This is a genomic window from Anaerophaga thermohalophila str. Valhall, assembly GCF_000250735.1.
Lineage (GTDB): Bacteria > Bacteroidota > Bacteroidia > Bacteroidales > Marinilabiliaceae > Anaerophaga > Anaerophaga thermohalophila_A.
This window is the reverse complement of the sequence record NZ_AHZV01000117.1, coordinates 1-18,127: the sequence shown is the minus strand read 5'-3', so window position 1 is coordinate 18,127 and position 18,127 is coordinate 1. Positions and strand designations below refer to the sequence as shown.

14 protein-coding genes and 1 tRNA gene are annotated in these 18,127 nt (G+C 41.4%); 8 read left to right on the top strand and 7 right to left on the bottom strand.

The window, feature by feature from the left end:
- The first annotated feature begins 140 nt into the window (after nt 1-140).
- From OQ5_RS20435 to OQ5_RS0106280, 3 genes are all read left to right on the top strand, one after another.
- On the top strand, nt 141-341 hold the full coding sequence (locus OQ5_RS20435; RefSeq protein ID WP_016776667.1) for a hypothetical protein: 201 nt from the start codon (nt 141-143) through the stop codon (nt 339-341).
- 394 nt (nt 342-735) lie between these two features.
- Nucleotides 736-1,986 carry a hypothetical protein gene (locus OQ5_RS0106285; RefSeq protein WP_016776666.1) on the top strand — a complete coding sequence of 417 codons (1,251 nt, stop codon included), beginning with the start codon at nt 736-738 and terminating at the stop codon, nt 1,984-1,986.
- A gap of 112 nt (nt 1,987-2,098) precedes the next feature.
- Nucleotides 2,099-4,975 carry a TonB-dependent receptor gene (locus OQ5_RS0106280; RefSeq protein ID WP_026055140.1) on the top strand — a complete coding sequence of 959 codons (2,877 nt, stop codon included), beginning with the start codon at nt 2,099-2,101 and terminating at the stop codon, nt 4,973-4,975.
- Nucleotides 4,976-5,522: 547 nt separating this feature from the next.
- Here OQ5_RS0106280 and OQ5_RS0106270 read toward each other — a convergent pair.
- The gene (locus OQ5_RS0106270; RefSeq protein WP_016776663.1) at nt 5,523-6,383 is read right to left on the bottom strand and encodes an endonuclease/exonuclease/phosphatase family protein; all 861 of its coding nucleotides are present in this window, start codon (nt 6,381-6,383) and stop codon (nt 5,523-5,525) included.
- 100 nt (nt 6,384-6,483) lie between these two features.
- A complete protein-coding gene (locus OQ5_RS0106265) occupies nt 6,484-7,470 on the bottom strand; it encodes a Gfo/Idh/MocA family protein (protein ID WP_016776662.1) in 987 nt (328 codons plus the stop codon).
- Between the two features lie 598 nt (nt 7,471-8,068).
- On the opposite strand from OQ5_RS0106265, the gene OQ5_RS0106255 reads away from it, so the two are divergent.
- Both OQ5_RS0106255 and OQ5_RS0106250 read left to right on the top strand, forming a co-directional pair.
- Complete coding sequence (locus tag OQ5_RS0106255) at nt 8,069-9,355, top strand: hypothetical protein (protein ID WP_016776660.1); 1,287 nt, start codon at nt 8,069-8,071, stop codon at nt 9,353-9,355.
- A gap of 179 nt (nt 9,356-9,534) precedes the next feature.
- Nucleotides 9,535-10,260, top strand: coding sequence for a DUF6320 domain-containing protein (locus OQ5_RS0106250; RefSeq protein WP_016776659.1), 726 nt, complete (start codon nt 9,535-9,537; stop codon nt 10,258-10,260).
- Here OQ5_RS0106250 and OQ5_RS0106245 read toward each other — a convergent pair.
- On the bottom strand, nt 10,257-10,904 hold the full coding sequence (locus OQ5_RS0106245; RefSeq protein ID WP_016776658.1) for a CPBP family glutamic-type intramembrane protease: 648 nt from the start codon (nt 10,902-10,904) through the stop codon (nt 10,257-10,259). The genes OQ5_RS0106250 and OQ5_RS0106245 overlap by 4 nt on opposite strands.
- A gap of 261 nt (nt 10,905-11,165) precedes the next feature.
- Between OQ5_RS0106245 and OQ5_RS0106240 the strand changes: the two genes are divergently transcribed.
- Nucleotides 11,166-11,783 (top strand): hypothetical protein, encoded by a 618-nt coding sequence (locus OQ5_RS0106240; RefSeq protein ID WP_016776657.1) that lies wholly within the window; start codon nt 11,166-11,168, stop codon nt 11,781-11,783.
- Between the two features lie 107 nt (nt 11,784-11,890).
- On the opposite strand, the gene OQ5_RS0106235 is transcribed toward OQ5_RS0106240, so the two are convergent.
- A tRNA-Ile gene (locus OQ5_RS0106235) sits at nt 11,891-11,964 on the bottom strand.
- Between the two features lie 233 nt (nt 11,965-12,197).
- Here OQ5_RS0106235 and OQ5_RS0106230 point away from each other — a divergent pair.
- Nucleotides 12,198-12,830, top strand: coding sequence for an HAD family hydrolase (locus OQ5_RS0106230; RefSeq protein WP_016776656.1), 633 nt, complete (start codon nt 12,198-12,200; stop codon nt 12,828-12,830).
- A 23-nt stretch (nt 12,831-12,853) separates the two neighbouring features.
- On the opposite strand, the gene OQ5_RS0106225 is transcribed toward OQ5_RS0106230, so the two are convergent.
- The 3 genes from OQ5_RS0106225 to OQ5_RS0106215 all read right to left on the bottom strand — a co-directional run bounded on the left by OQ5_RS0106225 (nt 12,854) and on the right by OQ5_RS0106215 (nt 15,487).
- Nucleotides 12,854-13,273 carry an SPOR domain-containing protein gene (locus tag OQ5_RS0106225; protein ID WP_016776655.1) on the bottom strand — a complete coding sequence of 140 codons (420 nt, stop codon included), beginning with the start codon at nt 13,271-13,273 and terminating at the stop codon, nt 12,854-12,856.
- A 246-nt stretch (nt 13,274-13,519) separates the two neighbouring features.
- A complete protein-coding gene (locus OQ5_RS0106220; protein ID WP_016776654.1) occupies nt 13,520-14,221 on the bottom strand; it encodes a response regulator transcription factor in 702 nt (233 codons plus the stop codon).
- A gap of 237 nt (nt 14,222-14,458) precedes the next feature.
- Nucleotides 14,459-15,487 (bottom strand): sensor histidine kinase, encoded by a 1,029-nt coding sequence (locus OQ5_RS0106215; RefSeq protein ID WP_016776653.1) that lies wholly within the window; start codon nt 15,485-15,487, stop codon nt 14,459-14,461.
- Between the two features lie 244 nt (nt 15,488-15,731).
- Between OQ5_RS0106215 and OQ5_RS0106210 the strand changes: the two genes are divergently transcribed.
- Nucleotides 15,732-17,999, top strand: coding sequence for an inorganic phosphate transporter (locus tag OQ5_RS0106210; protein ID WP_016776652.1), 2,268 nt, complete (start codon nt 15,732-15,734; stop codon nt 17,997-17,999).
- Nucleotides 18,000-18,127: the final 128 nt, after the last annotated feature.

Below are 18,127 nucleotides of genomic sequence, written 5' to 3'. Positions count from 1 at the left end.
AGGTTAAATAATTAATAATGAATTATTTACATTACATAATTCCATTTAAGGTGCAAGGTTATTCATGCAAATCTCTAAAAATATTTGCACCTGTAAATGTTAATTGTCAACATATCACTGTTCAAAAGAATGTCGTAATAATGAACGACTTTATCTATTTAATAGGCGCGGTGGCCTGTCCGCTTTCCGGGCCGGCGGATGGCGGGAAGCCAAAATGGGCGACGTTCATGGCCTTGCGCAATGGCCGGAAATTTTGGCTTTCGCGGGAAGCCAGGTTTAAGCGGACCAGACCTTTTTGGTTCCGTTTTTGGGACAATGCCAAAAAGAACAATGGAAAATAAATTTGAAAAAGGTTGCTGACTTTTTCAGCAACCTCTAATTATCAGGCATTTGTAAAGGTTTAACGGAGTATTGTGCCTATAAACTCGCAAAAATTTTCACAATATGCGTGTCTGCTCAGAAAGTGTCATTTACAAGGCTTGCAAAGTCCGAAAATACGGAGTTTACTCATCGTGATACCCAAAACCATTCCTCTCTTAATAAAACTTTGCGAAATAGCGTCTTTGCGTCTAAACTTTTCTCCATTAAGCTATAACTCTCCTACATTAATTCAATATTAACTCCCTCCTTCTCTTTTTAACGGTTAATTAAACCCGCCTTAAACTACACGCAATCTTGACCTTGTTTTTTTGTAGTGTCAAAAATTAGATGACAAACCAAAAAAACAAGTAGACAATGAAAAATCGTTTTAAATTAATGAGCCTTCTCCTTGCATTAGGAATGGCTGTTTCATTCAGCTCTTGCAGCGAAGATGACGACAACAACGGAGATGACAACAACAATGACACAGGAAATGTTATTGTAACGGAAAACATTACCGAAAATACCACCTGGACCAGCGACAAAGTATACCAGCTGGGTGGAAGGATTGTCGTTGAAGCAGGGGCAACTCTTACTATTGAGCCCGGAACCATTATTAAAGGTGAGGCCGGAACGGGAGTTAATGCTACCGCTCTTCTCATTGCCAAAGATGCAAAGATAATGGCCGAAGGGACTGCTGATGCACCCATCATTTTCACATCGGTTGCTGATGAAATAACACCCGAACAGGTGGCAAGTGGTGATTTTAAAAGCCCTAACCTGGATCCTACCGCCAACGGATACTGGGGAGGACTTCTCGTCCTGGGGAATGCTCCTATCTCAGTAGCGGAAGGCAATTCAGCACAAATTGAAGGTATTCCAAGCACCGACACCAACGGGAGATATGGCGGAGATGATCCTGATGATAACTCAGGTGTATTAAAGTATATCTCTATCCGCCACGGCGGCAGCAACATCGGGGAAGGCAACGAAATCAACGGGCTTACTCTCGGAGGCGTCGGTTCCGGAACCGTTATTGAAAACGTAGAAGTAGTCGCTAACCAGGATGATGCCATTGAATGGTTTGGTGGAACGGTGAATGTTACCAACGCAGTGGTATGGAATGCCGGAGATGACGGATTGGATGCCGACCAGGGATGGAACGGAACCTGTGAAAATTTCGTGATCGTTTCACCCGATGACCACCTTTTTGAGCTCGACGGAATTGAAGGAAATACGGAAGACCCTTCAGAAATTCAACGGTTTGGCTCCTATACGTTCAGAAACGGGTATGTGATTGCCAATACCGATGATGCTACTTCAAGCGATCTGATCAATCTTGACCCGGAAACTTCTGTGCATTTCGAGAATATCTTCTTTACCGAAATTGCCGAAGGGCAGCAAATTACTTTGAAAGACGAGGCTACATTGCCCGACGGATTCCTTGACGGCGTAAGCACAACTTTCACTGATGTGGTTCTTAATGTTACCGATGTTGAACCTTTCATCGATGGAACTGCCTCGGGTATTTCTGCCGGAACAGCCCCTGCCGATGCATCAGCCATTGACATTACGGTATTCAACTGGACATGGGCCGATCAGGCCGGAGCAATTGTTGCATGGTAAATCAGTTCAAAAAATTCCAGAAACAGTAAAAGAAATAACAGACTTGCGTGGATATTCTTTCCATGCAGGTCTGATTATTTGCAAAAAACTTCATAACAAACGGATGATAACAATGAAGCGAATAATATTATTAACCTTCCTGATTTTAATAATTACAACACTAACCAATGCCCAGGACAAAGGAACCATAAGAGGAACCGTATATGATGCAAACACCGGTGAAACACTGGTGGGCGTAAGCGTTGTAATTAAAGACACTTATACCGGAACAGCGACAGACCTTGATGGAAAATTTTCTCTCGATACAGAACCGGGAACTTACGATCTTCAATTATCTTTTATCTCTTTTCAAACCCTTGTCATAGAAGATGTCGAAGTTAAATCGGGTGAAGTTACCGTACTCAACGATCTGCGGCTCAATGAAAGTTCTGTTGAGCTTGAGGATGTGGTTGTTACCGCCAGTGCCATCAGAAATACGGAAGCGGCATTACAAACCATGAAAAGAAAATCATCTGTAATGCTTGATGGGATTTCTGCGGCCAAAATTGAACTTATAGGAGACGGGACCGCCGTAGAAGCGGCTAAACGTGTGACAGGCGTTACCGTTGAGGAGGGGAAATATGTATATGTCCGGGGTTTGGGTGACCGTTACTCCAAAACCACTCTCAACAATATGGAAATTCCCGGTCTGGACCCCGACCGAAACAGCCTGCAAATGGATATTTTTCCCACCAACATTATTGATAATATGATGGTGAGTAAAAATTTCACGGCCGATCTGCCGGCTGATTTTACCGGTGGACTAATGAATATTACTACCAAAGACTTCCCCGACCGCAAAATATTTAATGTTTCTGCGGGTATGGAATTTAATCCACAGGTTCATTTCAATGCCGATTACCTCACATACGATGGTGGAAAAACCGATTTTCTGGGTTTTGATGATGGCACCCGGGCATTGCCCGATTTTATTCCGGATGAAAATGATTTGCTCGCTACTCCTTCTAATGGTCAGACTATTAATGATTTTGTCAATCAATTCACACCAACACTTGGTGCGCAAACACAATCCACCTTCGCAGACTACAGCATGGGAATAGCCTTCGGTAACCAATTAAACATTGGTTCAGACAAAAATAAAAACGCGAAACTCGGATATATTTTCTCACTGTCGTACAAAGCCAGTTCCGATTTTGACGACAACGTTTTATATGGTGATTACAAAATGAACACCAACCCGGCCAATTATGAAATGATCTATTCAACCATCCAGAAAGGTGCTGTCGGAGAAAGGAACATACTGATAGGTGCATTAGGAGGACTGGCATACAAGAACAATTTTAACAAGATCCGCCTTACTGCCATGCGTTTGCAAAACGGCACCAGTAGTGCCGGGCAATTTTCCATCGACAATAATGGTGCGGCAGCCAGCCAGTCGGGTTATTTTGCCACATCCGACCAATTACAATACAACCAGCGATCCCTCACAAACATGCTATTGCACGGAACTCATGTCTTTGATGAAAAAAACTGGGAAGTGGACTGGCGAATTTCTCCCACCTTTTCAACATCTGACGAACCGGATATTCGAAAAACCGCATTCACACACGAAGACGATGGTGATATCGTTTTTAACTCAGGCGCCGCAGGTTATCCATCCAGAATATGGCGTGAACTAAATGAAATAAACAATTCGTCTAAAGTTGATTTAACGAAAGATTATACACTTTGGAGTAAAAATGCCGTTTTGAAGTTCGGATTAAACCATAGTTACAAAAAACGAGATTATGAAGTTGTAAAAATGGGGTACCAGTTGAACCAACTGTCAGTAACCTTTCCCCGGGCAGATGCATCCCTTGTTTTAAAACCCGAAAATATTTATGACGGAACAAGCGGCTTTTTATACATGATACCTGAAAGCAGCCCTTCCAACGAATATGAATCTTCCGTACACAACACCGCGATGTATCTTTCCAATGAATTTTATCCGCTTAAAAAACTGAAATCCGTTATCGGATTACGAGTGGAAAATTTTGTGATGCGTCATACCGGACAAGACCAAAACGGTTCAAGAAAGCTTGATAATGAAAAAGTACTGGAGTCTACAGATTTCTTCCCAAGCATCAATGTTATTTATGAAGTTACCGAAAATCAGAATTTAAGGGCCTCCTATTCGCGAACCGTGGCCAGGCCCTCCTTTAAAGAGCTTTCGTTTGCCCAGATTATTGACCCGCTCAGTAATACCATATTCAACGGAGGTCTCTATGCAGTTGATGAATGGGGCGGTAACCTGAGAGAAACCTTTATCAACAATGTGGATTTAAGATGGGAACTGTTTCGCGACAAGGGGCAAAGCGTCTCGACAAGCGTTTTTTATAAAGATTTTGACGCCCCCATCGAATTGGTGCGTCTCACTTCATCCGTTACCAGTACAGAATATCAGCCCCGAAATGTGGGTGACGGAACTTTATACGGCGTCGAATTTGAATTCAACAGGAACCTGGATCTGATCTCTCCTCTTTTAAAGCATTTCAATATCAGTGGAAACATAACACTTACACATTCAGAAATTGAAATGACCGAATCGGAATTCAACTCCCGCAAAGCATTTGAAAAGGAGGGACAAAACATCAAACAAACCCGTGATATGGCCGGACAATCGCCGTATGTGATAAACGGTGGCATCGGTTACAACAATTTGGAAACAGGACTGTCTGGCGGACTGTTCTACAACGTGAAAGGCGAGACACTGTCCATCGTAGGTGCCGGTGTTTTCCCTGATATGTATTTGGAGCCTTTTCACAGCCTCAATTTCAGTTTGAGTAAAAAACTTGGCGAAGAAAAACGAACAAAAATTGATTTTAAAATATCCAATCTATTGGATCAGACACAAAAAAGCTCATTCAAATCTTACGAGGCCGAAGATAAACCTTATAGCATATACCATCCCGGCCGTTCTTTTAGTCTGGGATTAAGTTTTCAATTCTAATTAGTGCGTGTCTCAATAGATCGTTAGATTTTTAGATTTAAGATACAAGATGAATCTTAAGACACTGATAAGTTGTATTATAAGCCATAAAAGTTTTTAAATATAAACAATTGATTTAAAATCGTTTGTAAAAGTTTAACGAACTATTGTAAACTCGCAAAAAAATTCTACAGTATGTGTGTCTGTTCAGAAAGTGCCAATTGCGAGGCTTGCGAAGCCGCCAAAACCGGAGTTTACTAATCGTAAATGAGGATTGTGGCGGCAAGCGTAACGAAGTAAGTGGTACTTTATGGACAGACGCTAATTACAATAGAACGTTAGATTGTTATATAATAGAGGTAAGATAATTCGTATAGCCCTAATTAACGAGAACCCTCATTTGAAAATAAACAATTGACTTCAAGTTATTTGCAAAAAGTTTAACGAAGTATTGAATTAGAGAATGCCTTGAATTTTGCAACCATCCGTTTGTTGAAGTCGGGAGAGGCCTGCCGGAGAAGTCCGGGGGCCTCTTCTTTTTTAACCCAAAGGGGCGAAATAACCACGATTACTCCCCTTTCAGAATAACGTTTCCCCTCACCGGGAAATGATCCGAAACAAAGAGACTGTCCTTTCTTACCTCATCCACAGCATGCATTTTAACATCAAATGAATCATTCACAAAAATGAAATCTATACGCTTCCCTTCAAACCCTGGGTCAAAGGCATTGTAAGTAACATCTCCGTTAATCACGGTTTCGGCGAGGCTTTCGGCATCTTTTAACCGAACCTGGTTTCCTTCTCCCGCAATCAAACGATTGTAAGGAGCACTGCCGGCCGGGGTATTAAAATCCCCCGTCAGAATCACCGGATGACTGCCGGCAATTTGTGTAATTTGCTTTACCAGAAGTTCCGAACTCTTTTCACGTGCTTCTTCACTCACATGACTATAGTGCGTGTTGAAAAAGAAAAACTCTTTGCCGCTTGTTTTTTGCTTAAGATTCACCCACGTAACGATACGCGGAAAGTGCGTATCCCAGTTCATACTTCCAGGCTCATCTGGTGTCTCCGATAACCAGAAATGTCCTTTGTCCAAAAGTTCAAATACTTCTTTATTATAAAAAACAGGACAAGCTTCTCCTTCACTTCTTCCATCCATCCTTCCGGCAGAAACAGATTCATAACCAGCAAGTATCTCCTTCAAATCGGCGAGTTGGTTGGGAAGCACCTCCTGCATCCCGAGAATATCGGGTTGTATCTCCCTTAGATAATCTGTAACCAGAGGAACGCGGTTTTTCCATTGGTTAATTCCGTCGCCCTCATGGTCCAGACGAACGTTAAAAGAAACCACTTCGAGTGTGGTTTGCTTCTCTGAACAGGAAGTTAACAGGGCGAGAGCGAGCATTGTTGTTGTAAGAATTGTTTTCATCAGTATAAAATTATTCTAAATTATTGGTCTGATGGAACTCGCATGCAAGCATTTATACATACTCTTGTTGTGGTAAACTTTCACATGCTCGTTTCATCATTCAAATTTTTACCCATCCATCTGTTTCAGCCGATTTCCGAACAGCATCAACCACTTTCATATTATTAATGGCATCAACCCCCGGTACCGGGATAGAAGAACCATCTATAACAGCATTTGCAAAAGCATCGAACATCAATCCGTAAGCATTCGACACGGGAAACTCAACATCCCGGGATCCGATGCCATCAACAACCGTAATTTTTGCAGGGACATCCACGTAAGTGTTAAATGGAATATGAACTGTAATACTTCCCGATGTGCCAACAATATCCACCTTTTGAAAAGCCTGCGATGTTGTGGAAACAGTAAATGTAGCACGTGGCCCGTCAAAATCCATAATTGCAGAAGTATGCATGTCGGTACCAAACGCCGGGTGGCCGGTTTGAAGCGCCATTACCCTGACAGGTTCTCTGCCAAAAATAAAGCGCGGAACAGAAATGGCATAACAACCGATGTCCATTAAAGCGCCACCTCCATATTCGGGAATATTTCGGATATTGGAAGGCGAAGGATTGTTGTACGAAAATGAAGTATGAATGTACTGAATATCGCCAATTTGATTCGTACAGACAATATCGCGCGCATGTTGCCACATGGGATGAAACATGTACATGAACCCCTCCATCAGGGGCACACCGGCGTCCTGTGCCATTTTTATCATCTCTTTTGCTTCTTCGGTATTCATCCCGAGAGGCTTTTCGCAAAGTACCGGTTTTCCGGCTTTGATGCTCTTTTTAACCCATTCTTTGTGCAAATGATTGGGAAGCGGGATGTAAATCATATCCACATTATCGTCTTCCAGTACAGCATCATACGAGCCGTACCATAAAGGAATATCAAACTCACGGGCCACATCTGCCGCCTTATCAATGTTTCGTGATCCGATGGCATACGATTCACAGAATTGTGTATCCTTCAAAGGCAACACAATTCGCTTGAGATAATGATTGGAGGTTCCGAGAATTCCGATTTTTAATTTTTTCATGGTTATAATATTTCTTATAGAATTTACTTTATCCGGATAATGACCGGCGAAGTCTGCAACTTCGCCGCTCGAAGAACCGGATATTTTTTATTTTTAAAGGTAAAAATATTTAAACAATGTCCGGTTAAAATTTTGAGGCTGTGGCTGAAGGTGAGGTTGAGGCTGAGGCTAAGGTTGAGGTTGATAATAAACCATATAAGACATATAAGAACACAAAAGATAAAGTTGCATCATAGATAACAGAGATTAACCAAATTTGAAAGTGTATTTCAAATTAAAAGTCCCCTCGGGGGGATTAGGGGGCCTCAAAACATGAAACACGGGTTGAGGTTGAGGCTGAGGCTGAGACACGAAACGACAGTGATTTCTGGCAGCAATTCTTATCAAGCTAACGGACAGGGAAGTTCAATGCAATAGTGACAGCGACCTGATGTGTTGCCAGGAGACGGTAATAAAGTGCCGGTTAAGGGTAAAACTCCGGCAGAAGTCTTTTGTACATCCAGGCTTAGTACACCCGAATACATTTGATTTCCTGAAATATTCATACATTTGAAGAATATGAAATTTTTCATCATTTCACTCTGTAAAACGGCTTCTTATGGGGCATAAAACCCAACAAACCCGTCAGACAAACAATAGATTCTGGTTTGCCCTTGATAATGCAGCGAAAATTTTTCCTGCCATTATCACCAGGGAGGTTACAGCCGTAATCCGCATTACCGCAACACTTAAAGAACCTGTAAAAATTGATGTTTTAAGACGCGCGGTTTTGAACGCAGAAAAAAGGTTCCCATATTTTCTCGTGCAGCTTCGCAGGGGCTTCTTCTGGTATTATCTGGAACATCTGCCCCATCATATTCCCATCGTCCCGGATGATGATCAGGTTTGTGGAAAATTTGGCAAAGGCCGACTGTTAATGCGTTTTCTGGTTTGGAACAATTCTGTAAGTCTTGAAGTTTCACATATTCTTACCGATGGTGGTGGAGCTTTTGAGTTTTTAAAAACAGTCCTGATACTCTATTCACAAGAGTGTGGGGCTACAATTCCTCCGGATTACCCATTCAAAAAACCGGACGAAGAATATGAAGAAGAAGAATATGAAGACGCTTACAAACGTTACTTCAAAGAAGATATTCCCCCAATCGTGAAACGTTCTAAAGCATTTCATCTTCCCTTTTCAGTCAGGCCTTCGCCACGCTTCAGGAGAATGAATGTCATCCTTTCATTGCCTGAGATAAAGCGGGTTTCTAAAGAAAAGGGCGTAAGTATTACAATGTATCTGGTTGCAGTTTATCTTTATGTGCTTCAGGACATTTTTGAAAACCTGAGTCCGCTGAACCGCCTGAAAATGCATAAGCTTCTGCGCGTACAGGTACCCATTAATTTAAGAAACATCCTGCCTTCCAGGACAATGCGAAACTTCTCTTTGTTTGTCATGCCCGAAATTGACCTTCGGCTGGGTCATTATACCTTTGACGAAATACTGAAAACGGTTTACCACCAGATGCACCTGGAGACCGATGAAAAATTAATCAACAAAAACATATCCCGGAACGTTGGAAGTGAGAAGAAGCTTTATGTTCGAAGTATTCCGCTGTTTATCAAAAGCCTGATTCTGAAAATGAAATTTAATTCTCTGGGAACAAGTCAATACAGCGGTGTTGTAACCAATTTGGGGAAAGTAGAAATGCCTCCGGAAACCGGTGATATGATCGACTACTTTGTATTGACAGCGCCTCCGCCAAACAGAGTGTTGAAGATTAGTTGTGCAGCCATAGGTTTTGACGATAAATTGACATTAAGTTTTGGAAATATTACAAACACCTGGGAATTTGAAGAAAAATTCCTGCATTTTTTAAAAGAACAGAATATTACATTCACATAAAATTTGCTTAAGTTATTGGTCTAATGTGGTTTGAATGTAGAATTTATACATATTCTTATTGTGGTAAACCCATCAATGTTCATTTTATCTTACATCTTATATCTAAGAATCTAATGATCTATTGTGGTAAACCTTGCCATGCTCGTTTCAGTTGAATCAACAAAAACAGTCAACAAGCTATGATAAAATGTCCCTATTGCGGTGTAGAACTGGCTGAGAATGCGAACTTTTGTTCTCTCTGTGGAGAACCATTACCAAAAATAAGTGAGGATAATCCTGCCATTATAGAAACCAGGAAAAAACAAAAGAGAGAAGAAGAATTAAGCGATTTTCAGAAACTCTCGGCCTCTCAAAAAAGAAAAATCTTCCATAAAATCTCAGCCATCATTCTCCTTTCGGGAATACTAATCACTTTGGTTATTGATTTCGTGGCAAACAAAACAATAACCTGGTCAAAATATCCCGCATCGATCAGCCTTGTAATATTCATCAATGTCACGATGGCCACAATCTGGTTCAGAAGATATTTCCTCTGGACAACATTAAGTTTTTTGTCCGTTTCAGGTCTTCTGATACTTTTAGATATTTTTTCCGGAGATTCGGGTTGGGGAATGAAACTGGGCATACCGATGCTTTTAGCCGGTTACATCACCATCTTCATATTATTTAAACTTATTCACAACAGCAGGCAAAAGGGATTGAATATCATCGCCTGGTCATTACTGGCTGCAGGAATACTCAGTCTGTGTATAGACGGGATTATATCGGTTTACAGAGATGATGGACAACTATTCGCCTGGAGCCTGATTGTTATGGTTGCTGCAGCAATTATCGCCATATTGTTGTTATTTATTCACTTCCGGCTAAAAAAAGTGACCGATCTGAAAAGATTTTTTCATATTTAAGATATCATCCACAATTCGCGCCACAAGTCCCTGTGCATAACAAGATAGAGAAACAGGCCACCCAACCATCCGTGTAATATCCCGAGTGCCCAGATATTTTGGTATCTGAAATACGCAGATATAAAAAACAGCTCCATCACAAAGGTGAATACCATCAGAAGCAAATCTGGATAATGTGCAATGCTAAACAACAGGGAAACCAATAAAACTACCTGGTTCTCGCTCATATCCAAAGAGGATACTGACCTCAAATTTCCTGCAATAAGGCTTATCATCAAAAATTGCTGAATAATTCCCCAAAGCGGATATAAAGCCAAAACAGGAATGAGATTCCACTTCAGAAAGCCATTATTGTAAAAAATCTCATACCCGAAAATTCCTATCAGTGCAACAACAGTAAAAGGAAGACAAAGAAACACGGTTTTCTTAAACCCGCTTTTGCGAAAACCCCAGTCTCGAAGAATATCCCCATTAGCCCTATACCGCTTTAAAATATACAACGTCCAAAACAAACACGCACTGAAAATATAAAACACACGAAGCTCAAGCCAGTCCATTAAAACATATTTCAATACACCGGTAAGAACTACGGATATGATTTCAAACCATCTTCTTTTATCTGTTGTTGTCAGATTTTTGCTCATAAATATCCAGAAAACTATGTTTAAGTCTGCTCCTTTAAATTTCTTTTTGTTACTGCAAATAATTCAACCTCCCAAAATAAGAATGTTTGCTCATAAAAACCCGGAATTTGTCAAAAAAATGAAACCATTTTCTTGTTTCTTTTCTATAATTAGTGTCTGTACATAAAGTGCCATTTACTGTGTTACACTCGTCCGAAAATTACTCATTTACGATGAATAAACAACGAAGCGACGCAATGACGCAAAGTTCTTACTTATCATGTGTCTGTTTCGTGCAATATTTCCAACTTAAATGCTGCCGGGAATGAATATTTCTGGTTTGAATATCCCGATGCTATTGGAGCGGAATATTACGAAGAGATGTGGGGAGAAACAGAAAATCCCGAACTCACCGTTGTGCTGGAAGAAGAAACTTTGAAAGAAAAATACTATTGCAAAGTTTTCAATCCCAATGCGCCGACATACACACCCTATTGGGATGGGAGCACATACGTCAACCCGGTTTTGAGATATCTGAATACCGATACCATCTCGTTTGCTTTGCTGACGCAGGATGATGTTTTAAACGAAAAGTATCCCGATAAACACATCATTTCATCAGGTGACATTAAGAACGGCGAATACACAAATCCGGTTACACAGGATTTCAGAAGTAGTTACATTCACACCATAACAGATGAAATCCATACAATGAAACTGAAGAATGTCGTCGCCTTTAGTCTGTCAGATTATGACCCGCTGACAGGCAAAACCATGGAGTTTACAACCTCATCTACCGAAAAACACAAAACACTATTGAGGAACTCCACCGTACTTTCACTACAACCTATTACAACGATCAGGGAGAAGTCACCGGGGGCACCAGCGGCAGTTACGTAAGTACGGATTATTCGGGAACTGTAACTCTGATTTTGATGTTTCACTATCAGTAACAAACAAAAAAAGCCACTCACAGCATAACCTCTGTAAGTGGCTTAATATCAAAGTGGGCCCAGTAGGGCTTGAACCTACGACTCCCTGATTATGAGTCAGGTGCTCTAACCAACTGAGCTATGGGCCCGGCAATATTTTTATGCCTCTGGCCGAAGCGAATGCAAAATTACAAAAAGCACCGTAATTTTCAAATTTACGTGTTCAAAAAAGAATTGTAAAAATCAATTGTTACTTTTGTGCTGTACTTTCAGATGATTTGGTCCATGACACGGGAATGGCAAGGTCTGCTGCGAACAACAGACCGTTAGATTTTTAGATACCTGCCGACAGGCAGGCATTCGACCTTAATACATAAATTTTATGCGAATAAAATCAAACCATAACGGCTTAAAAAACATCATCTTCGACCTTGGCAATGTACTGGTTCCACTCCAAAAAGAAAGAGCACGCATTGAATTCCGGAAATTAATGCCAGAAGACAGCGATATCAAAGATGTCTTTTCCCTTGTATCGCTCGACTGTTTTCCACAGTACGAAATTGGACAAATATCCTCTTCTGAATTTTTCAACTGCCTGAAACCCTATTTTCGCTCAGATACAACACAAGAGGACTTTTTTCATGCATGGGGACAGATTATCGGGGATTTCCCGCCGGAACATGTTGAAATGTTGAAGGAACTGCGAAAACGCTACAACTTATACTTACTCAGTAACACTAATGAAGGCCATGTTAAAGATTTCGAAAAAAAAGTCCCCGGCGTCAATCACATCGGAGACCTCTTCGAAAAAATTTATTATTCCCACATAGAAGGATTGCGAAAGCCACAACCGGAAATATATAAACTTGTTCTGGAGCAAAATAAACTCGCCCCTCCGGAAACACTATTTGCCGACGACCTGGCGGAAAACATCGAAGCAGCAAGCAAGCTTGGCATTCAGACGCTGCATGTCACACCTGATGTTGAATTGCCCAAATGGTTTTCAGGGTTATAGAGCTGATTCCACCATATCAGCCATTATTTCTTAACCAGTACCCAAACATCCTCTTTGCCAGGTTGCTGACGCTCCTCTTTCATTTTAGATATAGCCTCCCGTTTATCTTTAAATCCCATATACGAAACCTTGTAAAATTCGCTGTTGATACCCCAGTCGCGGGTGATCACCTGTGCGTTGAAACCCTTTTCGGAAAGCTGTTTTTGAAACGACTCAGCGTTGGAAGGATTGGCAAAACTTCCGGCAATCAGGAAGTACTTGTCAGGTTCCGGCTCCGGTTCGGGTTCCGGTTCCGGTTGTGCAACCGCTTGTGCAAGTGTATCCGGCTCGGCAGGCGTTGTCACTTCCTTTTTAACCGGCTCCGGCTCTTTCTTTTCCTTTTTATCTTTGCAAGCCACACTAACAAATGCAAGGGCAATGGCTACCAAAAAAATCTTCTTCATAATTGTAAAATTAGATTTGCAATAAAGTCAATACACAACATCAACACTCCGTTAAATTTTTACATATAACTGATAATTAATTATTTGTATAATTTTCAACATAGAGTCCAACTCGCTTATTATAAAATCTTTGTGCCACTGTGTCTCTACGTTTAGGTTTTCTTTAACGGACTATTTCTACTTTAATATTGCAATTTAAAAATAAGTTGCCAATAAAGTCAATATTTGACCAATATTGCAAAAAAATCAGTTTACAAATTTGTAGCCAACCCCCTTTATTGTCCTGATATGATCCTGCCCTATTTTCTCACGTAATTTTCTTATGTGAACATCTATTGTCCGGTCGCCAACAATTATATTATCTCCCCACACAGAAGAATATATTTCATCGCGCGTAAATACACGATCAGGTTTAGAAGCAAGCAGCAGGAGTAATTCAAATTCTTTTTTGGGAAGGACGAGCTCGTTGTTTCCAGAGATGACGACATATTTTTCTTTATCGATTGTCAGATCCCCTACGGAAATTCTGGTATCTTCTTCCGCTGTATCAGAATATGTCCCTGATCTGAACCGTTTCAGAAGCGCTTTAACCCGGGAAATAAGCACCCGCGGTTTAATTGGTTTGGTAATATAATCATCTGCTCCGGCATCAAACCCGGCTATTTGGGAATAATCCTCCCCTCTGGCAGTCAGAAACACAACGAGAGTGTCTTTTAAAGAAGGAATTTTCCGAATTTCCTCACAGGTTTCTATGCCATCCATCCCGGGCATCATAACATCCAGAACGATCAGGTGCGGGTTGAGAGATTGAGCGGTTTTCAGTGCATCTTTGCCATTGGTGGCAGTCTCCACCTGAAAACCCTCCTTTTTCAGGTTGTAACCAATGAACTCCAGAATATCCGGCTCATCATCTACCAAAAGGATTTTGTAATCTGTTGTTTCGCTCATTATCGTAAATCTAATAATCTATAATCTAAATAGTGTCTATCCATAAAGTGACATTTCCTGTGTTACGCTCGTCCGAAAATTACTCATTTACGATGAGTAAACTCCGTATTTTCGGACTTTGCAAGCCTTGTAAATGACACTTTCTGAACAGACACATGATAAGTAAGAATCTTTTCCTACTTCATAGACAGGCACTTAAAAGTGTCTGTCCATAAAGTACCATTTGCTGTGTTACGCTCAGGCCTTTTCCAGTGTAAACGTGAAAGAAGTACCCTTTCCCAGTGTACTGTTCACATTAATGGTTTGGTTGTGGGCTTCTATAATATGTTTTACAATTGCCAATCCAAGGCCGGTCCCGCCCTGCTCTCGTGATCGGCTTTTGTCGGTACGGTAAAATCGTTCAAAAATACGTGGCAGATCACGTTCTGCAATTCCAATTCCATTGTCGCGTACTTCAACCAAAACCAGGTTGTCCATATCGTAAAAACTGACCGTTGTGGTTCCACCATCTTTACCATAGTTTATCGAGTTAACGATTAAGTTACTCACAACCTGAAAAATTCGTGGTTTATCGGCCAAAACCTGAATGTTCCGATCGGCCGTTCGGCCAAACTTCAATTTTATATTTCTTTTTTCGGCACGTACTTCCTGTAAATCGAAAACCTCTTCCACCATCTGGTAAATGTTAAACCGGGTAAGGTTCAGTTCAAGTTCACCCGATTCCAGCTTCGATATGGCTTCAAGGTCTTCAATAATCGATATCATGCGATCGATGCTGCGCTCGGTTCTTTTCAGATAGAGCATATTGATTCCCGGATCATCGATGCCGCCTTCAAGAAGTGTCAGAATATATCCCTGAATATTGAAAATCGGCGTTTTCAACTCATGCGAAACATTGCCCAGAAAATCTTTTCGATACTTTTCCAGTTGCTTCAGCTGCTGTATCTCCATTGTCTTCCCCTTCATCCATTCGGTCACCTCACGATTTACCTGCGAAAAAATATCATTCCCGTTTTCATCCAAATCTCTGGCAGCAGATTTAAAATTGTGAATGGTTTTATAGATGAGCTTGATTTTAGCATAAATAAACAGGTTGATAAAATAGTTGACTGCCGAAAATGCAATTCCCGTAAACAAAGGCACAGTAATAATCAGAGAGATGACAAGGCTGGGACTAAAATAATTAATCAAAAAAAAGAGCACGGCAAGAACCAGGAAAGTAACGGTAATGAAACCAACAATTCTTTGTGGGGCAATGGACTTCATATTTATCTATTAGAAAATTCCCAACTCCGTGGCACACAAATTTAAACGAAATAGTATTGAAGCAAACACTTATGCAAAGTCATCCGTTTGTTAACCCAATGTTAAGTAAAGAAAACCTCTGAAAACAATTAAATTAAAAGTAAATTTGAGAAAAAATACCGGATAAATCTAACAAAAAATTAATATACCGGACTGAAAAGTCCCGCCTTATGCAACTATTTTTGTCGCCAAAACATACAGGAATATGACACTTGTCTGGACCATTGCCATTTTGCTTTCATTGCTGGCCATTGCCGATTTGATTGTAGGCGTATCCAATGATGCGGTAAACTTTCTGAATTCGGCCATCGGCAGCCGTGTTGCTTCCCGGCGCACCATTTACTGGATTGCCGGAGCGGGATTGATTGTGGGCACGTTTTTTTCTACCGGAATGATGGAAGTGGCCCGGAAAGGAGTCATTTATCCTCAAAATTTTTATCTGACCGAGCTGATGATCTTATTTCTGGCGGTAATGATTGTGGATGTCATTTTGATCGACACATACAATACGCTGGGTTTCCCTACCTCCACCACCATCGCGGTCGTTTTCGAGTTAACAGGCGCAGCGCTTGCCATTGCTGTACTTAAGACAAACCATTCGGTTCCGGGCGAGGCGGTTCTTACCGATTACATAAACACTGGCAGGGTGTTTTTACTTTTCTCAGGCATCCTGGTGTCCATTCTTTTTGCTTTCATCACAGGTGCAATAGTCCAGTTTATCTCCAGGTTATTATTTACTTTCAGTTATCACGGGCGGTTCAGGATGCTTTTTTCATTTTTTGGAGCTTTTGCCATTTCAATTATTCTGATCCTGGTTTTCAAAAAAGGCATTGAAGCCTCAGCAGTATGGGACACCCCGGTATTTAAATGGTTCAGCACAAATCCCGTGTTTCAGTTCCCGACAATTTTTGCCATTACTTTTTTTGTTTTATACCTGTCGGGGATGCTCTTTCAGATAGACATTCCACGCATCGTGGTCCTGTTTGGGACATTTGCTCTGGCACTCTCTTTTGCAGCCAACGATCTGGTCAATTTTATCGGTGTTCCACTGGCCGGCATTGAAAGTTTTAAAGCCTTTCTGATTTCCGGTCATGAAGGTGGCCCCGGCAATTTCAGCCTTCAGTTTCTGAACGATGACTGGTTGCGCAATCATGGTTTTGAGGATGGTATTTATGTAAGCTTTTTTCTCCTGTCGGGTATTGTTATGATGCTCACACTTTTTTATTCACGAAAGGCCCGCTCAGTGACAGAAACGGAAATGTACCTGGGACGCCAGCAAACGGGACGTGAGCACTTTGAACCTTCGCAGCTTTCAAGAACCATGGTCAGACACTTTCTGTCACTTTTCAACAGAATAGACAATATCCTGCCCGTTAAAATACATCGTTTCATCTCGGGCCGATACAAAAAAGATGAAAATATTTCCGATTTCAAACCGGTTGACGAAGTGATCTATTTTGACTCCCTCAGGGCAATGGTGAATCTCGTTGTTGCAAGTATCCTGATCAGTATCGGAACCTATTGGAGATTTCCCCTTTCTACAACATTTGTTGTGTTCATGGTGGCAATGGGAACCTCACTGGCCGACCAGGCCTGGGGACGCGAAAGTGCTGTTTATCGTATCTCGGGGGTGTTATCTATTTTGGGAGGATGGTTTATTACCGCATGCCTGGGTTTCCTGGGTGCTTTTATTCTGGCACTTCTGCTGTGGTGGGGAAGCTGGATTACCATTATCGTCTCTGTAATGTTTATGATCCTGTTTCTGTTCAGGAGCACGAAATATCACAAGAAAAGACAGGCTGAACGCGAACTTTTCAAAAAAGAGCTTTCCAACGAAATTTCCCAGAACATCGGGTGGATAAGAAATACAGGGAGTGATACGGTGCGCAGGCTTATGCTGGAATCCTCAAAAATATACATGCTTATGGTGCAGGGACTTCTGGATGAGGACGAAACAAAATTATTCGAAATAACCCGCAAAACAGAAGACCTGAAAAACCAAATAAAGAATGCAAAAACAGAGTTTTTCTCAGCCCTTGCCCGCATGCCCGAAGAGGCACAGGATTCAGGCCAGTTTTTTATCCAGGCCCTCGATTATCTGACCGAACTGGGAAATACCCTCTCGGCAATGGTAGTACCAGCTTATGACCATATTAAAAACCACCACAAAGGTCTGATTGACTATCAGCAGGATGACCTGAACACACTGCTGGACGAAACCACTGCTTTTTTCAACTTCATGGTACACGTTGAAAAAGACAAAAAATTTATGATGTTCCATGAACTCGTCCAGCGACAGGAAGCCATTTTCAAACTCATTGAAAATTTCAGACTTCAACATATCCGGAAGATAAGAAAAGGTTCGGGAAAAACCCGCATTAACATCCTCTATTTGGAATTGCTGGGCGAAACCCGCAACCTGATCCTTTATTCGGTTAATCTGGTAAAATCGTTGAAGAACTTTTTTGGGTGATCATTCATCAATTGGTTTTCCCAACACCACGAGTACCATAGACCCCGATGACAGTCCGCCTCACGGTTTTCGGCCACGCCCATGGGATACGAAATCCGGGCGATTGGTACACTTTATCCGGGAGCTTC

Bases quoted from the DNA above. Each gene is read 5' to 3' on its own strand.
- OQ5_RS0106230 (WP_016776656.1), top strand. From the start codon at position 12,198: ATGCGAATAAAATCAAACCATAACGGCTTAAAAAACATCATCTTCGAC.
- OQ5_RS0106250 (WP_016776659.1), top strand. From the start codon at position 9,535: ATGATAAAATGTCCCTATTGCGGTGTAGAACTGGCTGAGAATGCGAAC.
- OQ5_RS0106255 (WP_016776660.1), top strand. From the start codon at position 8,069: ATGGGGCATAAAACCCAACAAACCCGTCAGACAAACAATAGATTCTGG.
- OQ5_RS0106220 (WP_016776654.1), bottom strand. From the start codon at position 14,221: ATGAGCGAAACAACAGATTACAAAATCCTTTTGGTAGATGATGAGCCG.
- OQ5_RS0106280 (WP_026055140.1), top strand. From the start codon at position 2,099: ATGAAGCGAATAATATTATTAACCTTCCTGATTTTAATAATTACAACA.
- OQ5_RS0106215 (WP_016776653.1), bottom strand. From the start codon at position 15,487: ATGAAGTCCATTGCCCCACAAAGAATTGTTGGTTTCATTACCGTTACT.
- OQ5_RS0106225 (WP_016776655.1), bottom strand. From the start codon at position 13,273: ATGAAGAAGATTTTTTTGGTAGCCATTGCCCTTGCATTTGTTAGTGTG.
- OQ5_RS0106210 (WP_016776652.1), top strand. From the start codon at position 15,732: ATGACACTTGTCTGGACCATTGCCATTTTGCTTTCATTGCTGGCCATT.
- OQ5_RS0106285 (WP_016776666.1), top strand. From the start codon at position 736: ATGAAAAATCGTTTTAAATTAATGAGCCTTCTCCTTGCATTAGGAATG.
- OQ5_RS0106265 (WP_016776662.1), bottom strand. From the start codon at position 7,470: ATGAAAAAATTAAAAATCGGAATTCTCGGAACCTCCAATCATTATCTC.
- OQ5_RS0106270 (WP_016776663.1), bottom strand. From the start codon at position 6,383: ATGAAAACAATTCTTACAACAACAATGCTCGCTCTCGCCCTGTTAACT.
- OQ5_RS20435 (WP_016776667.1), top strand. From the start codon at position 141: ATGAACGACTTTATCTATTTAATAGGCGCGGTGGCCTGTCCGCTTTCC.
- OQ5_RS0106245 (WP_016776658.1), bottom strand. From the start codon at position 10,904: ATGAGCAAAAATCTGACAACAACAGATAAAAGAAGATGGTTTGAAATC.